The organism is Massilia sp. LjRoot122 (genome assembly GCF_964252725.1).
Taxonomy (GTDB): domain Bacteria; phylum Pseudomonadota; class Gammaproteobacteria; order Burkholderiales; family Burkholderiaceae_D; genus Telluria.
In genome coordinates, this window is record NZ_CAXUPB020000001.1 from 158,503 (window position 1) to 177,555 (window position 19,053).

Below are 19,053 nucleotides of genomic sequence, written 5' to 3' on the forward strand. Positions count from 1 at the left end.
GCGCGCCGGCCGACTCATCGTTACAATACCCGGCCATTCTGCAGAAATCTTTCCCATGTCCAACGCACCAAAATTCGGCCTCAACGGGCCGCAAAGCGAAGCCGTGCTCTATCTCGACGGCCCCTGCCTGGTGCTGGCCGGCGCCGGCTCGGGCAAGACGCGCGTCATTACGCAGAAGATCGCCTACATGATCGAAGACCGCGGCTACGACCCGCGCACGATTGCCGCCCTGACCTTCACCAACAAGGCGGCCCTCGAGATGCAGGAGCGTATCGCCAAGCTGCTCAAGCAGCCCAAGCAGGCCAAGCAGCTGACCGTTTCCACCTTCCACTCGCTGGGCGTCAAGATCCTGCGCCAGGAAGCGGCCGGCGTCGGCCTCAAGGACAAGTTCTCGATCATGGACAGCGACGATTGCTATACGGTCGTGTCCGACCTGGCGCTGACCACGGACAAGCAGGAAATCCGCCGCATCCAGAACGCCATCTCGCTGTGGAAGAACGGCCTGGTCGATCCGGAAGACGCGATCCGCAATGCGAAGGACGAAGACGAAGCCATGTCGGCGCGGGTCTACCGCAGCTACCTGGCCACGCTGCAGGCCTACCAGGCGGTCGACTTCGACGACCTGATCCGCCTGCCGGTGGAGCTGTTCCGCAACAACGAATCGATCCGCGACCGCTGGCAGCGCCGCCTGCGCTATTTGCTGATGGATGAATATCAGGACACCAACACCTGCCAGTACGAGCTGGTCAAGCTGCTGGTCACGGGTCTCGGTAAAAAGCCGATGTTCACGGCCGTGGGCGACGACGACCAGGCGATCTACGCCTGGCGCGGCGCCTCGGTCGAAAACCTGAAGACACTGCAGACCGACTTCCCCGACCTGCGCGTCATCAAGCTGGAACAGAACTACCGCTCGACTACCCGCATCCTGCAGGCGGCCAATGCCGTCATCGGCAACAACCCCAAGCTGTTCGAGAAGTCGCTGTGGTCCGAGCACGGCCTGGGCGAGCCGATCGAGGTGCTGGGCATGCAGAGCGACGAAACGGAAGCCGAGCAGATCGCCATCATGATCTCGGCCGACCATTTCCAGCGCAAGAACAAGTGGACCGACTACGCCATCCTGTACCGCGGCAACCACCAGTCGCGCGTGATCGAGCAGGCCCTGCGCAAGGAACGCATCCCCTACACCATGTCGGGCGGCCAGAGCTTCTTCGACAAGGCCGAGATCAAGGACATCATCGCCTACCTGCGCCTGATCGCCAACCAGGACGACGACCCCGCCTTCATCCGCGCCGTCACGACGCCGAAGCGCGGGGTCGGCATGGCCACGCTCGAGACCCTGGGCGAGTTCTCCAAGCAGTGGAACTGCTCGCTGTTCGAGGCGGCGCGCAAGAACGGGCTGGAAGCCAAGCTGGCCGAGCGCCAGCTGGCGCCGCTGCGCGACTTCTGCCGCTTCCTGCTGGAGCTGGAAGACCGCGCCACCCGCCCGGGCCCCTCGGGCAGCGGCGACAATGCCGCCGAGGTGCTGGACGACATGATGAAGGAGATGAACTACGAGCACTACCTGTACGAGAGTTTCGACGACCGCGCGGCCCAGGCCAAGTGGCAGAACGTGCTCGAGTTCACCAACTGGCTGAAGGAACGCGGCCGGGGCGGGCGCGACCGCGACGGCGAAGAAAAGAACCTGCTGGAACTGACCCAGATGGTGGCCCTGATGTCGATGCTCGAGGGCCAGGATGAGGAGCAGGATGCCGTGCGCATGTCGACCCTGCACGCGTCCAAGGGCCTGGAATACCCGCACGTGTTCCTGGTCGGGGTGGAAGAGGGCATCCTGCCGCACAAGGGTGACCCGGATGCGCCGGTGGAAGTCATCGCCGCCCGCATCCAGGAAGAGCGGCGCCTGATGTACGTGGGGATCACGCGTGCCCAGCGCACCCTGCGCCTGACCTGGTGCAAGAAGCGCAAGCGCGCCGGCGAACTGGTGCACTGCGAGCCCTCCCGCTTCATCAAGGAGATGGCGCTGGACGTCGGCGACGCCCCGCCGAAGGAGACCGAGATCCTGAGCCCGAAGGAAAGACTGGCCAGCCTGAAGGCCCTGCTGGCCATGCCGAAAGCATAAGTACGTTGCGCATAAGCCTTGTAGGGCTGTCAATCGCTGCGCACGATTGAAATTCTTATTTGACTTCGACTGTGCCGCAGGAAATACTTTCCGGAAAGCGAGCTCAGCGTACGAGCGTTCGCGTCCACTTTTTTACTGTTAGCGCGCAATGGCAACCGTTTCCGATTTAGAAATTACGCCCCTGTCCGGGCTGAACCACATCGACGCACTGCTCGACATCGGCCCCGACTGGAACTTCATGACCGCGGGCGGCAATACGATTTACTACACGTTCTCGATCAACTCGGGCAACGAGGTGAATCCGGATACCGGCGTGGCGGTCACCGGGCAGGAGGCATTTACCCTGTCCCAGCAGGCTGGCGCGCGCACCGCGTTCAATTACCTGCGTGAGGTCACCGGCATCAACTTCGTCGAGACTACGACCGGCAGCAGTGCCCAGCTCCACCTCGCGAACCTGAATATTCAAGACCCCTTGACGACCGGCCTGTGCAGCTGGCTGGCCCCGTATTCGTATTCCGGGACCACCCTGCTCAACTACAAGCCGGACGCCTATGTCTATCTCGACAACGCAGAGTGGCGCGACGCCAACTTCAGCCTCGCACCAGGCAGCACCGGTTACCAGACCCTGCTGCATGAGCTGGGACATGCGCTCGGCCTGAAGCACCCGTTCGACGAAGGCGTCCAGTTGGCGGGCGGCGACAACACCTCGAACACGCTGATGTCCTACACCGACGCGGGTGGCCCCTACAGCGTCTTCAGCCCCTACGATATCGCCGCCTTGAACTGGCTTTACGGCCGCGACGGCCTGGGCGGCGCGCTGGGCCTGAACTCGACCGGACGCTACATCACTGGAACGACCCGCGATGACACATTGCAAAGCAAGGGAGGAAATGACGTGATTGATGGAGGCGATGGCAACGACACGGCGCTGTTCAGCGGCGCCCGCAGCACCTACAACATTGCTGCCACCAGCAATGGCGACCTGACCGTCAACGGCGGGGGAAGCACAGTTACCCTGAAATCGATCGAGCAACTGCGCTTTGCCGACATGACCGTGCAGCGCGCTAACGTCGTCGATGTGACGCCGCCGGGTACGCCGGTCATCGTCGTGCAAAAAAATGCCTCGACAGGATATCTTTCGACCGGCAACACCCTGGTCGTCAACGGCCAGGCTGAAGCGAATTCGCTCCTGCGGGTGTATAGCGGCAACCAGCTGATCTCCGAGACCAGGATCGATAACACCGGGGTCTTCAGCATCAAGGCAGGCGTCTTCGCCGATGGCACCAATTACTCGGTGCGCGCGACCGCCACCGACGCTGCCGGTAATGTGTCCGCGTTCAGCGCGCCGATCAGCTTCAATGTCGACGCCACGCCACCGGTCGCGCCCACCGGGTCGATGAGCTTCGCCAGCCCCAACCAGCCGGTCTTCGAGGGCAAGGCTGAAGCCGGCACCTTGATCCAGCTGGTACGCGTCACCGACGCCGTCGAGATCGGGCGCACCGTCGTCAAGGCGGATGGCACCTGGCGCGTCGATTCGCCTGCGCTGCCGAACGGCACCTACAAGGTCCTGCCGTCGTCGGTCGACATCGCGAACAACTCGCGAAGCGGTCTGGCCTACCTCGATTTCACGATCGACAGTGCGCTCAACCTGACCGGTGACGGCCTCGCCAACCGCTTCGCGCCGGGCGCCGGCAATAACGCCATCGATGGCATGGGTGGCATCGACACCGTCGCGTACGCCGGCGCGATCAGCAATTTCACGATCCAGCGCGGTGTCTATGGCGTGGGCGTCACCGACAAGAGCGGTGCGCTGGGCACTGATAACCTGGTCAACGTCGAACGTATCCAGTTCGCCGACGGCTGGAAGGCGATCGACATCGATGGCATTGGCGGCCAGGTCTACCGCCTGTACGAGGCTGTCTTTGGCCGCCCGTCGGACACGACCGGCATGGGCTACTGGATCAATCGCATGGAAAAAGGTACCAGCCTGCTGCAGGTATCCAAGGAATTCATCACCAACCAGCCAGAGTTCGACAAACTGTATGGCGCGAACCCGAGCGACGGCGATTTCCTGATCAAGTTGTATCAGAACATCCTCGACCGCGCACCGGATGCTGCCGGTTACGCATATTGGGTGGAGCGTATCGTCGACAGCAGTCGCGAGCAGATCCTGATGGAATTCAGCGAAGGTTTTGAGAACCAGGCCCAGGTGATTGGCACCATCAGCGGCGGTATCGACTACACTCCCTGGACCGGCGCTTGACGCAGGAGTAGGCGCGAGACTGGCATAATGCCGGTTTTGCGCCGGAGTCAATCGTGAGCCAGGAAGACCGTTTTATCGACATCGAGATCAAGCTCGCGCATCAGGAAGACCTGGTCGAGACCTTGAACGAGACCATCTACCGCCAGGGCCGCCGCATCGACCAGCTCGAAGCCCTGGTCGCCTCGCTGGTGGACCACGTCCGCACCCTGCAATCCACCCGCCAGGGTCCGGTCAACGAGAAACCGCCTCACTACTGACCGCGTTCGCCAGCATCGCGCCGAGCCGCTTGCCCAGGCACAGCAGGGTAAGCGTAGGGGGCAATCCCCACGGCTGCGGAATCACCGACGCATCGCACACGTAGAGTCCCGGCGCGGCACGCAGCTCGCTGTCCACGCCCTCGCCGATACGGACGCTGCCGCCCGGATGCGCGGCAAAATGGTGGGTCGTGAACAGCTGTTTCGCGCCGGCCTGTTCCAGGATCGTGCGCGCCATCCCGATACCCCTTGCAAGACGCCCCCGGTCGCCTGGGCTCAGGCGCTTGTCCACCCAGCGCGGGCCGACGGCCCCGCCGATGTCGTCGCGGATCTTCACCATCAGGCTCAGCGTGCGCCGGTGCGCCGCGAGGCGGTCGACGCGGCCGGCCTGCAGCGCGAAGGCCGCGTACATCGGCGCCGGCAAAGTCAGGTCGGCCAGGGAAATCCCGTCCTCATGGAAGCTGGCGCCGGCCGCCATCGGCACTTCGGCGCCGCCGTCGAGTTCCTCGACGCTGCCCATGACCGCCACCACCGGGTCGCTGAAGAAGGGCGCAAGGCGTGGTCCCAGGCCGGAGGCATGCAGCAGGCGCGGGCTGCCGATGCCGCCGCCAGCCAGCACCACCAGCGGCGCGCGCGCCTCGCGGTCGGCGCCGTCGCGCCGGAATGCCACGCCGGCCGCACGGCCGTTTTCCATCAGCACGCGCCGCACCCGGCTGCGGTCCAGCAGCACGGCGCCGTGGGCGCAGGCCTCGTCGACGAAATCGCGCGCGCTCCACTTGGCGCCGTAGGGGCAGCCGTACACGCAGCGCCAGCAGCCGCTGCGGCAGGCCTGGGGACGGATCATCTTGTCGAGCTTTTCCCATGTGAGGCCGGCGGCGCGCGCGGCAAGCATGATGCGGGTAGCCATCGGGCCGACCAGGCTGTCGGGCAGGGGCGCCAGCGGCAGTTCCTCGCGCAGCGCGGCGAGGAAGGGCGCCAGGTCGATGCCATGGGCCGCGAACATGGCGGGCGGGGGCGGGGCGGCGGTGGCGAAGTTCAGTGCCGAGCTGCCGCCCAATCCCGTGCCGGCCACCAGCAGCGAGGCGTCGCGGTGCAGCCAGGCGCCGCGGCCGGGCAGCGCCATCGTGGCCATCTGGCCCAGGGTGCCGCGCAGGGGCGCGGCGCTGCCCTGTTCGAGGATGAGGACGCGGGCGCCCGCGCGCGCCAGTTCACGCGCCGTGCTGGCGCCGCTGGGGCCGGTGCCGACGACGATGGCGTCGAAGGAGGGTGCGGTAGAAGAATCCATGGTGTCGAGGCGGATCCTAGCACGCGCTTTTGAAACACGGCTGATACATGCGGATACATGCCTGATACATACCGTTTTTGTTGTGACGGCATGCGTATTAGTTGCTATGATCTTCGCGCAACGGCTGTCGAGCACGCCCGGCAGCTCCTTCCCCAGCGTCCGAAAGATCCAATGAACCGACCATCCCTGTTCATCGTTGCCGCAAGCCTCGCCTTATCGCATGCGGCCGCAGTCGCCGCACCTTCCCTCGACGCCGCCAATCCGTTCGCCCAGCCCAGCAGCCTGCCGCTGAACTACCCGGCCTTCGATAAGATCAAGAACGAGCACTTCCTGCCGGCCTACGCCGCCGGCATGGCCGAGCACCTGCGCGAGATCGACGCCATCGCCAGGAGCAAGGCGGCGCCGACCTTCGACAACACCATCGTCGCCATGGAGCGCACCGGCCAGATGCTGTCGCGCGTGGCCGCGGTGTTCTCCAACCTGCAGACGGCGAACACCAACGACGTGCTGGATGCGGTCGACCGCGAGATGTCGCCGAAACTGGCGGCGCACAACGACGCGATCTACCTGAACCCGGCCCTGTTCCAGCGCGTGAAGACCCTGCACGACAAGCGCGCCACCCTGGGGCTGGACGCCGAATCGAAGCACCTGCTCGAGCGCGTGTACAAGGAATTCGTGCGCGCCGGCGCCAACCTGTCCGCCGCCAACAAGGACAAGCTCAAGAAGTACAACGCCGAAATCGCCTCGCTGCAGTCGGACTTCTCGCAGCGCGTGCTGAAGGAAGCCAATGCCTCGGCCCTGGTCGTGGATAGCCGCGAAGAACTGGCCGGCTTCTCGGATGCCGAGATCAATGCGGCGGCAAGCGAAGCGGAAAAGCGCGGCCTGAAGGGCAAGTACGCGATCGCCATCGTCAACACCAGCAGCCAGCCGGCGCTGTCCAGCCTCACCAACCGTAAGACCCGCGAACGCCTGATGGCCGCGTCCCTGAACCGCGGCAGCCGTGGCGGCCAGTTCGATTCGCGCGAGCTGGTGCTCAAGCTGGCCAGACTGCGCGCGGAACGCGCCGCGCTGCTGGGCTACCCGAACTACGCGGCCTACTCGCAGGAGCTGGAGACCGCCAAGAACCCGGCGGCCGTGAACAAGCTGCTGGCCGAACTGGCCAAGCCGGCGGTGAATAACGCGCGCAAGGAAGCGGCCGAGATCCAGAAGGTGATCGACCAGGAAAAGGGCGGCTTCCAGGTCGCCAGCTATGACTGGCCGATCTACCAGGACAAGGTGCGCGCCGCCAGGTACAACTTCGACGAGAACCAGCTGCGCCCCTACTTCGAGCTGAACCGCGTGCTGGTGGATGGCGTGTTCTTCGCCGCCACCAAGGAATACGGCATCACCTTCAAGGAACGCAAGGACCTGCCGGTCTACGACCCGGACGTGCGCGTGTTCGATGTGTTCGACCACGACGGCAAGCAGCTGGCGATCTTCCTGTTCGACCCCTACGCCCGCGGCAACAAGCAGGGCGGCGCCTGGATGAACGAGTACGTGTCGCAGTCGCAGCTGCTGGGCAAGCGCCCCGTGGTCGGCAACCACCTGAACATCCCGAAGCCGCCGAAGGGCGAGCCGACCCTGCTGACCTACGACGAAGTGCGCACCGCCTTCCACGAGTTCGGCCACGCGCTGCACGGCATGTTCTCGAACGTGAAGTACCCGCATTTCTCGGGCACCAACGTGCCGCGTGACTTCGTCGAGTACCCGTCGCAGGTCAACGAGATGTGGGCGATCTGGCCGGAAGTGCTGGCCAACTATGCGAAGCATCACCAGACCGGCGCGCCGATGCCGAAGGAACTGCTGGACAAGGTGGTCGCTTCCAAGAAGTTCAACCAGGGCTACATGACCACCGAGTACCTGGCCGCCTCGCTGCTCGACCAGCGCTGGCACCAGCTCAAGCCGAGCGAGATCCCGAGCGACGTGCTGGCCTTCGAGGCCAAAGCGCTGAAGGAAGCCGGGGTCGACTTCGCCCCGGTTCCGCCGCGCTACCGCACGACCTATTTCTCGCACTCGATGAACGGCGGCTACTCGGCCGGCTACTACGCCTACCTGTGGAGCGAGAAGCTCGACGCCGACACGGTGCAATGGTTCACCCAGAGCGGCGGGCTGTCGCGCAAGAACGGCGACCACTTCCGCAAGACCCTGCTGTCGCGCGGCGGCAGCGCCGATGCGATGGACCTGTTCCGCAGCTTCCGCGGCCGCGACCCGGTCATCGAGCCGCTGCTCGAACGCCGTGGCCTGACCGGTAACTAATCTTTTCCTGCGCACGTCCAGCGCCGCCGGGCCACAAGCCCGGCGGTGCCGGGGCGGGCGTGTTTCAACGCAGTTCATTCAACACCGAGACACCATGAATCGTCCCCGTATGCTCCTGATTGCGGCCAGCGTCGCGATGGCCAACCTGGCCTATGCCGCACCGCTCGACGCGTCCAACCCCTTCGCCAAGCCGAGCACCCTCCAGTACGGCTACCCGGCCTTCGACAAGATCAGGAACGAGCACTTCGCACCGGCCTTCGCGGAAGGCATGCGCGAGCAGGCTCTTGAAGTCGACGCCATCGCCAACAACAAGGCGGCACCGAGCTTCGAGAACACCATCGTCGCGATGGAACGTTCGGGCCGCCTCCTGAACCGCGTGTCCGCGGTCTTCGGCACCCTGGTCGGCTCCTACACCAACGATACCCTGCAGGCCCTGGACAAGGAACTGGCACCCAAGCTGGCCGCGCACGGCGACGCGATCCGCCTGAACCCGAAGCTGTTCCAGCGCATCGAGACCCTGTACGCCAAGCGCACCAAGCTGGGCCTGGACGCCGAGTCGGCCTACCTGATCGAGCGCTACCACAAGGACTTCGTGCGCGCCGGCGCCAAGCTCTCCAGCGCCGACAAGGACAAGCTGCGCGAGTACAACGGCAAGCTGGCCGCGCTGCAGACCCAGTTCAGCCAGAACGTGCTGAAGGAAGTGAATGCCTCGGCCTTCGTGGTCGACACCCGCGAGGAGCTGGCTGGCCTGCCGGAGAAGGTGATCGACGCCGCCGCCGCCGAAGCGAAGAAGCGCGGCCTGGACGGCAAGTTCGTGATCCCGGTCGTGAACACCACCCAGCAGGGTCCGCTGTCGCAGCTGAGCAATCGCGCCACCCGCGAGAAGCTGCTGGCCGTGTCGCTGGTGCGCGGTTCGCGCGGCGGCGAATTCGACAACCGCGAAGCCGTGCTGCAGCTGGCCAAGCTGCGTGCCGAACGCGCCGAGCTGCTGGGCTACGCCAGCCACGCCGCCTACTCGCTGGAAGACCAGACCGCCAAGGACACCACCGCCGTCAACAAGCTGCTGTCCGACCTGGCCGTGCCGGCCGTGCGCAATGCGAAGAAGGAAGCGGCCGAGATCCAGGAAATGATCGATGCCGAGAAGGGTAACTTCAAGGTCGCGGCCTACGATTGGAACTACTACAGCGACAAGGTACGCACCGCGAAGTACGCCTTCGACGCCAAGCAGTTGAAACCTTACTTCGAGCTGAACCGCGTGCTGGAAGACGGCGCCTTCTTCGCCGCCAACAAGCTGTGGGGCATCACTTTCAAGGAACGCAAGGACCTGCCGACCTACGACGCCGACGTGCGCGTGTACGACGTGTTCGAGGCGAACGGCGAACACCTGGCGATCTTCGTGCTCGATCCGTATGCGCGCGCGAACAAGCGCGGCGGCGCCTGGATGGGCGCCCTGGTCAGCCAGAGCACCCTGCTGGGCGACAAGCCGGTCATCACCAACAACCTGAACCTGGCCAAGCCGGCGCCGGGCGAGCCGACCCTGCTGACCTGGGACGAAGTGCGCACCACCTTCCACGAGTTCGGCCACGGTACCCACGGCTGGTTCTCGAAGGTGAAGTACCCGCGCTTCTCGGGCACCAGCGTACCGCGCGACTACGTCGAGCTGCCCTCGCAGGTCTACGAGATGTGGATGGCCTGGCCGGAAGTGCTGGCCAACTATGCGAAGCACTACCAGACCGGCGCGCCGATGCCGAAAGAACTGCTGGACAAGCTGCGCGCCTCGCAGCAGTTCAATGAAGGCTACCGCACCACCGAGTACCTGGCGGCCGCGGTGCTCGACCAGCGCTGGCACCAGCTCGGCTCGAAAGCCATTCCTTCCGACGTCAAGAGCTTCGAAGAGCAGGCGCTGAAGGATGCGGGCCTGGACTTCGCGCCGGTCCCGCCGCGCTACAGCTCGACCTACTTCTCGCACGCCTTCTCGGGCGGCTACTCGGCCGGCTACTACAGCTACCTGTGGGCCGAGCGCCTCGATGCCGACGCCGGCGAGTGGTTCAAGGAGAACGGCGGCTTGAACCGCAAGAACGGCGAGCGCTTCCGCAAGATGGTGCTGTCGAAGGGCGGCACCATGGACGCGGTGCAGATGTACCGCAGCTTCCGCGGCCGTGACCCGGTCATCGAGCCGCTGCTCGAGCGCCGCGGCCTGAACTGATCTGCTATTTACTACAACCATAAAGAGGACAACATGATCCGTCCACACATCCTGCTCGTCGCCGCTGCCAGTGTTGCTTCGACCTTGGCCTATGCCGCCCCGGCTTCGATGCTCGAAGCCTCGAACCCCTTCGCCAAGCCGAGCACCCTGCCGTTCCAGTACCCGGCCTGGGACAAGATCAAGAACGAGCATTTCGCCCCGGCCTTTGCCGAAGCGATGCGCCAGGAAACGCTCGAGATGGAAGCGATCGCCAACAACAAGGCCGCTCCGACCCTCGAAAACACCATCGTCGCGATGGAGCGCTCGGGCCAGCTCATGAACCGGGTCGGCGCCGCCTTCGGCACCCTGACCGGTTCCTATACCAACGACACCCTGATCGCCCTCGCAAAGGACCTGGCGCCGAAGCTGTCGGCTCACAATGACGCGATCCGCCTGAACCCGAAACTGTACGCGCGCATCAAGTCGCTGTACGACAAGCGCAACAAGCTGGGCCTGGACGCCGAGTCGAAATACCTGATCGAGCGCTACCACACCGACTTCGTGCGCGCCGGCGCCAAGCTGTCCGATGCCGACAAGCAGAAGCTGAAGGAAATGAACGGCCAGCTGGCCGCGCTGTCGACCCAGTTCGCCCAGAACGTGCTGAAGGAAGCGAATGCCTCGGCCCTGGTGGTGGAGAGCCGCGCCGAACTGGCCGGCATGTCCGACAAGGCGATCGACGCCGCCGCCGCGGAAGGCAAGAAGCGTGGCCTGGACGGCAAGTTCGTGATCCCGGTCGTGAACACCACCCAGCAGGCCGGCCTGTCGGTGCTGACCAACCGTGCCACCCGCGAAAAACTGCTGGCGGCCTCGCTGGCGCGCGGCTCGCGCGGCGGCGACTACGACAACCGCGAGGTCGTGCTGAAGCTCGCCAAGCTGCGCGCCGAGCGCGCCGTGCTGCTGGGCTACCCGAACCATGCGGCCTACAACCTGGAAGACCAGACCGCCAAGAATACCAAGGCCGTCAACCAGCTGCTGGCCGACTTCGCCAAGCCGGCGGTGAGCAACGCACGCAAGGAAGCGGCCGAAATCCAGAAGGTGATCGACCAGGAGAAGGGTGGCTTCCAGGCCGCCGCCCACGACTGGGCCTTCTACAGCGACAAGGTACGCGCCGCCAAGTACGCCTTCGACGGCAGCCAGCTGAAGCCTTACTTTGAACTGAACCGCGTGCTGGTCGACGGCGTGTTCTTCGCAGCGAACAAGGAATTCGGCATCAGCTTCAAGGAGCGCAAGGACCTGCCGACCTACGACCCGGACGTGCGCGTGTTCGACGTGTTCGACCACGACGGCAAGCAGCTCGCGATCTTCACCTTCGACCCCTACGCACGCTCCACCAAGCGCGGCGGCGCCTGGGCCAATGCCTGGGTCCCGCAATCCAAGCTGATGGGAACCAAGCCGGTCATCGCCAACAACCTGAACATCGCCAAGCCGGCGGCGGGCGAGCCGACCCTGCTGACCTATGACGAAGTGCGCACCACCTTCCACGAGTTCGGCCACGCGCTGCACGGCATGTTCTCGGATGTGAAGTACCCGCGCTTCTCGGGCTCGCGCGTGCCGCGCGACTACGTCGAGTTCCCGTCGCAGGTGAACGAGATGTGGATGACCTGGCCGGAGGTGCTGGCCAATTACGCGAAGCACTACCAGACCGGCGCGCCGATGCCGAAGGAGTTGCTGGACAAGGTGCAGGCCTCGCAGCAGTTCAACGAAGGCTTCCGCACCACCGAGTACCTGGCGGCGTCCCTGCTCGACCAGGCCTGGCACCAGCTGTCGCCGAAGGAGATCCCGCTAGATGTACTGGCCTTCGAGGGTGACGCGCTGAAGAAGGCGGGCGTGGACTTCGCCCTGGTGCCGCCGCGCTACCGCACCACCTACTTCTCGCACACCTTCGCGGGCGGCTACTCGGCCGGCTACTACGGCTACCTGTGGGCCGAGAAGCTGGACGCGGACACCGTCAACTGGTTCAAGGAAAATGGCGGCCTGACCCGCAAGAACGGCGACCACTTCCGCAAGACCCTGCTGTCGCGTGGCGGCACCATCGATGCGATGAAGATGTACCGCAACTTCAGCGGGCGCGATGCGCAGGTGCGTCCGCTGCTGGAACGCCGTGGGCTGACGGGCGAATAAACCGCTGCTTCATCGCGTAAAATCGGGGGACCCGTGCCGCTGGCATGGGTCCCCTTTTCTTATGGCCTATGGCAGCAAGCGATGAGTGTTCAGTCTCTCCACGGTATTACCTTAGAATCCCTGTTAACCCGCCTCGTCGAGCATTACGGCTGGGAAGGCCTCGGCCGCCGGATCGACATTAATTGTTTCCAGAAAGACCCGAGCATCAAGTCGAGCCTGAAGTTTTTGCGTCGCACCCCATGGGCGCGCGAGCAGGTCGAGGCGCTGTACCTCGAGACCCGCTTCACCAACTAGCGAGAGCGACATGCTGAACGAGAACGAGAACCTGAATGAGCGCAATACGAACCTGAAGGCGCACCTGAAAGCCCTGCACCGGCAGTTGCAGGAAACCGACAACGTCGATCCGGAACTGGAAACCCTGCTGCGCCAGCTCGACGGCGACATCGACCGGGCCCTGGCGCGCCGGGCGGAGAGCGAGCTCGACCTGAACACCTACGGGCTGTCTTCGCGCACCCAGGAGCTGGCGGCCCGCTTCAATGCGAACCACCCGACCGTCTCGGCCGGGCTGCGCCAGCTGGGCAATATGCTGTCCAATATGGGTATCTGAGCCTACTGCCGTGCAGCAAGTCATTGATAAGTAAGCCATTTTTGGGTCGATGGGGCGACCCGAAAACGGTTTTCCGGTACAATACCGGCCAATGAACTCCCCAGTAAATCTCTTTGCGAGCGTCCCGAAGCGCTCCAGCCGCGCTGCCGCTGCGCCTTTCCTCCCGATGTCCCGTGCAGAAATGGACAAGCTCGGGTGGGATTCGTGCGACATCATCCTGGTCACCGGCGACGCCTACATCGACCACCCGAGCTTCGGGATGGCGCTGGTCGGCCGCCTGCTGGAAGCGCAGGGCTACCGCGTCGGCATCATCAGCCAGCCGGACTGGACCTCGGTCGAGCCCTTCCGCGCGCTCGGCAAGCCGAACCTCTACTGGGGCATTACCGCCGGCAACATGGACTCGATGGTCAACCGCTACACGGCCGACCGCAAGATCCGTTCCGACGACGCCTACACCCCGAACGCCGAGCCGAACAAGCGTCCGGACCGCGCCGTCACCGTCTACTGCCAGCGCGCCCGCGAAGCCTTCCCGGGCGTGCCGGTGATCGCCGGCAGCATCGAAGCCTCGCTGCGCCGCATCGCCCACTACGACTACTGGTCGGACAAGGTGCGCCGCTCGGTGCTGTTCGAATCGAAGGCCGACCTGCTCATCTTCGGCAACGCCGAACGCGCCCTGGTGGACGTGACGCGCCGCATCGCCGCCGGCGAGAACATCAAGAACATCCGCGACCTGCGCGGCACCGCCTTCCTGGTGCCGCACGGCTGGCTGCCGGACGAAGAGTGGAGCGTGCACAACTCGACCCGCGTCGACGTGCCGGGCCGCGTCGATCCGCATCCGAGCCCCTACGCGATGGCCCAGGAAGACACCACCGCCTGCGCCACCGAGAACGCGCAGCCGGAACCGGTGGTGAAACCGGTGGTGATCATGACGCGCGAAGAGCGCCAGGCCGCCGCCCGCGAAAAGGCGAGAAAGACCGTGGTGCGCCTGCCGTCCTTCGAGACCGTCAGCACCGACCCGGTGATGTACGCGCATGCCTCGCGCGTGTTCCACCTCGAGTCGAACCCGGGCAATGCGCGCGCGCTGGTGCAGCAGCACGGCGACCGCGACGTCTGGCTGAACGCGCCGCCGCTGCCGCTGGCCATGGACGAGATGGACAACGTCTACGACCTGCCGTATGCGCGCGCCCCGCACCCGAGCTACGGCAAGGCCCACATCCCGGCCTGGGAAATGATCCGCTATTCGGTCAACATCATGCGCGGCTGCTTCGGCGGCTGCACCTTCTGCTCGATCACCGAGCACGAAGGCCGCATCATCCAGAGCCGCTCGGAGCCCTCGATCCTGCGCGAGATCGAACTGATTCGCGACACCACCAAGAACTTCGCCGGCACCATCACCGACCTGGGCGGCCCGACGGCCAACATGTACCGCCTGGCCTGCAAGGACAAGAAGATCGAGGAATCCTGCCGCCGCCTGTCGTGCGTGTACCCGACCATCTGCAGCAACCTCGGCACCGACCACAGCAAGCTGATCTCGCTGTACCGCAAGGCGCGCGCGATCCCGGGCATCAAGAAGATCCTGATCGGCTCCGGCCTGCGCTACGACCTGGCGGTGCGCTCGCCCGAGTACGTCAAGGAACTCGTCACCCACCACGTGGGCGGCCTGCTGAAGATCGCGCCTGAGCACACCGAGCAGGGCACCTTGTCGAAGATGATGAAGCCGGGTATCGGCGCCTACGACGAGTTCAAGCGCCTGTTCGACAAGTACTCGATCGAGGCCGGCAAGAAGCAGTACCTGATCCCTTACTTCATCGCGGCGCATCCGGGTTCGACCGACGAGGACATGCTGAACCTGGCCCTGTGGCTGAAGAAGAACAACTTCAAGCTCGACCAGGTGCAGACCTTCACGCCGACCCCGATGGCGATGGCCACCACCATGTACCACTCGGGCAAGAACCCGCTGGCGAAGGTGACCGAGGATTCGGAAGTCGTCGAGACCGCGAAGAGCGGCAAGACGCGCAAGCTGCACAAGGCCTTCCTGCGCTACTACGACCCGGAGAACTGGCCGGTCATCCGCGAGGGCCTGCGCCGCATGGGCCGCGGCGACCTGATCGGCAACGGCGAGCGCCACCTGGTGCCGGCGACCGACGAGGGCGCGACGATGGTGCGCGAAGACCGGCGCGTGCCGGGCGGCGTGCCGAAGGGCCGTGTGATCGAGGTGGCGCCGAAGCGCAAGGCGGCCGGCGCGCCGTCCATGCCGCCGCCGGGCAAGGTGAAGGCATCGATCCTGTCGACCATCAAGACCAAGCCCAAGGCGGGCAGCAACAAACGTTAAAGGAAAACCGGAGCATGCTCCGGTTTTTTTTCGTCACAAGCCCGCGTTCGGCGTCGGCGCCCCGCGCCGTTCGCGCGCGATGTCCAGGTCCACGCTGGCCTGGCGCGTGCGCAGCGCGCGCGCATAGCGGTGCCGCGCGCGCAGGCGCGGATTGGTCACCAGCCGGCCCAGGGTCTCGCCCACCACCATCACCACGCCCAGCAGCGGCAGCACCAGCATCAGCCCGACCACGCCGGCCAGCGCGCCGCCGATGAAGATCATCAGCACCGTCACCAGCGGATGCACGCGGATGCTGCGCCCCAGGGTCAGCGGCATGAACACGAAGTCGTCGAGCAGGCGCACCAGCACGAACACGCCGATCGCGCCGTAGGCGATGAAGGGATTGCTGGGTGCATCGGTCGAGGCCACGATCACCACCAGCACGCAGCCGACCACCGAACCCACGAAGGGCACCCAGGCCAAGACCGCCGACATCAGGCCGAGCAGCAGCGGTGAAGACACGCCGATGGTCCACAGGCCCAGCGCCAGCACCGCGGTGTCGAGCACGGTCAGCTTGAGCAGGCCGTCGAAATAGCGGCGCGCGGTCTGGTCGACTTCGTGCAGCAGGTACAAGGCGCGCTCGAAGTAGGCGTTCGGCACCGCACGCGCCAGGAACTTCTTGAAGCGCAGGCCGTCGCGCAGCAAGAAGAAGGTGAGGAAGGGCGCCAGCAGCAGCGAGGGCACCCAGGTCGCCAGCGCCACCAGGATCTCGCCCAGGTGCTTCTCCGCGAAGTTGTCGGTGTGGGTGCGGAAGATCGCGTTGACGGTCGAGGTCAGGTGCATCTCGGCCAGCAGCGGGAACCTCTTCTCCAGCAGGGTCATGGTGTTGTGCACGAAGGCGATCCCGCCGTCGAGGTAGAGGCCGACCGTCTTTTCCCACGAATCTTCTTCCGGCCCGCGGCTCCATGAGAAGGCGGCGGTCAGGGCCAGCGTGAGGAAGGCGAAGAACATCAGGCAGACCAGCATCGCGGCGGCATTGCGGCTATGGCCGGCGCGCACCAGACGCTGCATCGGCCCGACCAGGATGTAATGCAGCACCCCGCCGAAGAGGAAGGGCAGGGCCAGCCACAGCATCTGCTGCACGACCAGCAGCAGCACGCAGGTGGCGGCGATGATGCCGGTCCAGACCACCGGACCGGCGCGCTCGCTGCTGTTCATAGCGCTTCCAGCTGGGGACGGCCGGTGCCCATCCATTCGCGCAGGCGCAGGCCGATGTGGCGCGCCAGCGCCAGCGAGATCTTGTAGCCGATCACGGCGTCGGTCTCGAGCAGTCCGAGGAAGTCGGCGCGGAAGAACACCGCCATCTCGCAGGGCTCGACGGCGCGCGCCTGGGCATTGCGCGGCGAATTGTCGAGCAGGGCCAGGTCGCCGAAGAAGCTGCCCGGCTCGAGCTCGGCCACGACCTGGTTGCTGCCCTGGTGGAGCTTGTTGATCACCACCCGGCCGCTCATGATCAGGTACAGGGCCTGGCCTTCTTCGCCTTCGTCGAAGACGATTTCATCGGTCAGGTAGCGGCGCTCGTGCAGCAGGCCGTCGACGATTTTCAGTTCCAGGGGCGTCAGCGTCGAGAACAGCGAGGTGTTCTTGAGGCGATGCAGGCGCGGCGACATCTTGGGCGGCTTGAGGAAACCGAAAATCACGATTGCTCCGGAATGGTGCGTTGTTTGTTGTCGGATGATTATCCGCTATCAAGTGCTGCCGTGCATCAAAAACTGTGTCGCGGAAGTGTCTCGGTAAAAAGTGTTGCGCTTTGCTCATGTTGGTCTCTTGTCTGTTCAATTATGCGGACCCGTGACGCAAAACCGTGTAACATTAATTCTCTGTGGAAATATATGTTGTACATTTAATATGATGGTAGTGTTGGCATCGCCGCCTGAGCTCCGGGAACCGTCGTGATCGACATCCCTTCCTTTGTATTGGCGCTTGGCGTCGGCAACATTGCATTCGCCGTGCTCATGGCCGGCTACACACATGGCGCCGCGCCCAGTCCGGGCTTGCGCCTGTGGATGTGGGCACGCTTCGGCATCGGCCTGTGCCAGCTGCTGGGATGGAGCCGGCCCTACCTGGACATGCCGGCGCTGAACGGCGTCGAGGGCGCCAGCTGGATCCTCGCGATTTCGCTGGAGGTGGCCGCTTACTGCATCTTCTTCGGCTTCGAACGCTGGCAACGCGTCCTGGTGCCGGTGTCGGCGCTGGCCTTGGCCGTCGTGCTGGCGGCCGGCAGCGCCGGCGCACCGGTCCCCTACCTGACCGCGCTGGTGGCCGGCGTGGTTGCCCTGTTCGCCGCGGCGATGGCCTCGATCCTGCTGCGCCCGCGCCGCCGTGCATCGCTGCTGCAGCGGATCATCGGCGTCAACGACGCCGTGTTCGCGGTATCGGTGGTCGTGTGGGCCGTCGGTTGCCTCGACAGCGAGGGCCCCCCCGGGCAGTGCACCGCACAGGAATACGCCTACATGGCCGGCTACCTCCTGATGATCGTGAACGGCTTCGGTTTCCTGTTGCTGTGCAAGGAGAAGGACGATGCCGAGATGGCGCGCCTGGCCACCACCGACAGCCTGACCGGCCTGCCGAACCGCCATGCCTTCCTCGAGCGTGCCGAACATGCGCGCCAGGCCGCGCTGCGCCAGCGCCAGCCGCTGGCGCTGGCGATGATGGACATCGACCACTTCAAGCAGATCAACGACCGCTTCGGGCATGCCACCGGTGATGAAGCCCTGGTCGTGTTTGCCCGGACCTTGCGCGAGACCCTGCGCGCGCATGAGACCGTCGGGCGGCTGGGCGGGGAAGAGTTTGCGATGGTGCTGCCGGGGACGGACTTGAGTGGGGCCGTGCAGGCTGCGGAACGGCTAAGGCAGGCGGTGCGGGAGGCGATGGTGATTACCAGCGTCACACCGTACACGATGACGGTCAGTATCGGGGTGGTGGTGCTGGATCCGAACGAGACGCTGGGGATGGGGCTGGCGCGGGCGGATCATGCGCTGTATGCGGCGAAGAGTGGGGGGCGAGACCGGGTTGAGGTGGGCAGGCCGCAGCAACAGCGGGCGTAGGGTGTACGGCTTTGCCGTACGCGCGTTCAAACTACGGAAATGCTGCCTGCGCGCTCATTCATATGTTGGTTGAACGCGCGGCCGGCGGAGCCGACCACCCTACGAAAATCGAACGAAAACGGAAAAAGAAAAAGGGTCCGATTTCTCGGACCCTTTTTCCTTGATGCTGGCGGAGCGGACGGGGCTCGAACCCGCGACCCCCGGCGTGACAGGCCGGTATTCTAACCAACTGAACTACCGCTCCGTTTACTCTGATCATTACTTCGATCAACCATCTGAATTGCGTGGTGGGCGCTGAGAGGCTCGAACTCCCGACCTAATCCTTGTAAGGGATCCGCTCTACCAACTGAGCTAAGCGCCCGGCTCTCTATTCAGAGGTTTCTGTCTGACGCTTGTCATTGCGTCCGAAGAGGCCCGAATTATAGAGGTTGGAATTCGAGGTGTGCAAG

13 protein-coding genes and 2 tRNA genes are annotated in these 19,053 nt (G+C 64.8%); 10 read left to right on the top strand and 5 right to left on the bottom strand.

Features of this window, described 5'->3' with window-relative positions; all coding sequences use genetic code 11:
• Positions 1-55: 55 nt before the first annotated feature.
• The 3 genes from ACSQ25_RS00735 to ACSQ25_RS00745 all read left to right on the top strand — a co-directional run bounded on the left by ACSQ25_RS00735 (position 56) and on the right by ACSQ25_RS00745 (position 4,636).
• The gene (locus ACSQ25_RS00735; protein ID WP_436103817.1) at positions 56-2,116 is read left to right on the top strand and encodes a UvrD-helicase domain-containing protein; all 2,061 of its coding nucleotides are present in this window, start codon (positions 56-58) and stop codon (positions 2,114-2,116) included.
• Positions 2,117-2,264: 148 nt separating this feature from the next.
• Positions 2,265-4,379, top strand: coding sequence for a DUF4214 domain-containing protein (locus ACSQ25_RS00740; protein ID WP_436103818.1), 2,115 nt, complete (start codon positions 2,265-2,267; stop codon positions 4,377-4,379).
• 53 nt (positions 4,380-4,432) lie between these two features.
• The gene (locus ACSQ25_RS00745) at positions 4,433-4,636 is read left to right on the top strand and encodes a SlyX family protein (RefSeq protein ID WP_231059241.1); all 204 of its coding nucleotides are present in this window, start codon (positions 4,433-4,435) and stop codon (positions 4,634-4,636) included.
• On the opposite strand, the gene ACSQ25_RS00750 is transcribed toward ACSQ25_RS00745, so the two are convergent.
• On the bottom strand, positions 4,611-5,918 hold the full coding sequence (locus ACSQ25_RS00750; protein WP_436103819.1) for an FAD-dependent oxidoreductase: 1,308 nt from the start codon (positions 5,916-5,918) through the stop codon (positions 4,611-4,613). The genes ACSQ25_RS00745 and ACSQ25_RS00750 overlap by 26 nt on opposite strands.
• A gap of 171 nt (positions 5,919-6,089) precedes the next feature.
• Here ACSQ25_RS00750 and ACSQ25_RS00755 point away from each other — a divergent pair, with 171 nt between their 5' ends.
• The 6 genes from ACSQ25_RS00755 (at position 6,090) to ACSQ25_RS00780 (ending at position 15,518) form a co-directional block, all read left to right on the top strand.
• Entirely contained in the window at positions 6,090-8,213 is a 2,124-nt protein-coding gene (locus tag ACSQ25_RS00755) for a M3 family metallopeptidase (protein WP_436103820.1), read from the top strand.
• A 94-nt stretch (positions 8,214-8,307) separates the two neighbouring features.
• Positions 8,308-10,419 carry a M3 family metallopeptidase gene (locus ACSQ25_RS00760; RefSeq protein ID WP_436103821.1) on the top strand — a complete coding sequence of 704 codons (2,112 nt, stop codon included), beginning with the start codon at positions 8,308-8,310 and terminating at the stop codon, positions 10,417-10,419.
• A gap of 33 nt (positions 10,420-10,452) precedes the next feature.
• Positions 10,453-12,579, top strand: coding sequence for a M3 family metallopeptidase (locus ACSQ25_RS00765; protein ID WP_436103822.1), 2,127 nt, complete (start codon positions 10,453-10,455; stop codon positions 12,577-12,579).
• 81 nt (positions 12,580-12,660) lie between these two features.
• Positions 12,661-12,873 carry a VF530 family DNA-binding protein gene (locus tag ACSQ25_RS00770; RefSeq protein ID WP_027866485.1) on the top strand — a complete coding sequence of 71 codons (213 nt, stop codon included), beginning with the start codon at positions 12,661-12,663 and terminating at the stop codon, positions 12,871-12,873.
• A gap of 10 nt (positions 12,874-12,883) precedes the next feature.
• Positions 12,884-13,186 carry a DUF4404 family protein gene (locus ACSQ25_RS00775; protein WP_436103823.1) on the top strand — a complete coding sequence of 101 codons (303 nt, stop codon included), beginning with the start codon at positions 12,884-12,886 and terminating at the stop codon, positions 13,184-13,186.
• Positions 13,187-13,277: 91 nt separating this feature from the next.
• On the top strand, positions 13,278-15,518 hold the full coding sequence (locus tag ACSQ25_RS00780; RefSeq protein WP_436103824.1) for a YgiQ family radical SAM protein: 2,241 nt from the start codon (positions 13,278-13,280) through the stop codon (positions 15,516-15,518).
• A gap of 33 nt (positions 15,519-15,551) precedes the next feature.
• On the opposite strand, the gene ACSQ25_RS00785 is transcribed toward ACSQ25_RS00780, so the two are convergent.
• A complete protein-coding gene (locus ACSQ25_RS00785; protein ID WP_436103825.1) occupies positions 15,552-16,715 on the bottom strand; it encodes an AI-2E family transporter in 1,164 nt (387 codons plus the stop codon).
• Positions 16,712-17,197: a cyclic nucleotide-binding domain-containing protein gene (locus ACSQ25_RS00790; RefSeq protein WP_436103826.1), complete on the bottom strand. Its 486-nt coding sequence runs from the start codon at positions 17,195-17,197 to the stop codon at positions 16,712-16,714. The genes ACSQ25_RS00785 and ACSQ25_RS00790 overlap by 4 nt, the downstream gene beginning before the upstream one ends.
• Positions 17,198-17,449: 252 nt before the next feature.
• Between ACSQ25_RS00790 and ACSQ25_RS00795 the strand changes: the two genes are divergently transcribed.
• Positions 17,450-18,604 (top strand): GGDEF domain-containing protein, encoded by a 1,155-nt coding sequence (locus ACSQ25_RS00795; protein ID WP_436103827.1) that lies wholly within the window; start codon positions 17,450-17,452, stop codon positions 18,602-18,604.
• 167 nt (positions 18,605-18,771) lie between these two features.
• Here the strand turns inward: ACSQ25_RS00795 and ACSQ25_RS00800 are convergent.
• Together ACSQ25_RS00800 and ACSQ25_RS00805 are read right to left on the bottom strand one after the other, a co-directional pair.
• Positions 18,772-18,848: transfer RNA gene (locus ACSQ25_RS00800), tRNA-Asp, on the bottom strand.
• A 41-nt stretch (positions 18,849-18,889) separates the two neighbouring features.
• A tRNA-Val gene (locus ACSQ25_RS00805) sits at positions 18,890-18,965 on the bottom strand.
• Positions 18,966-19,053 lie beyond the last annotated feature (88 nt).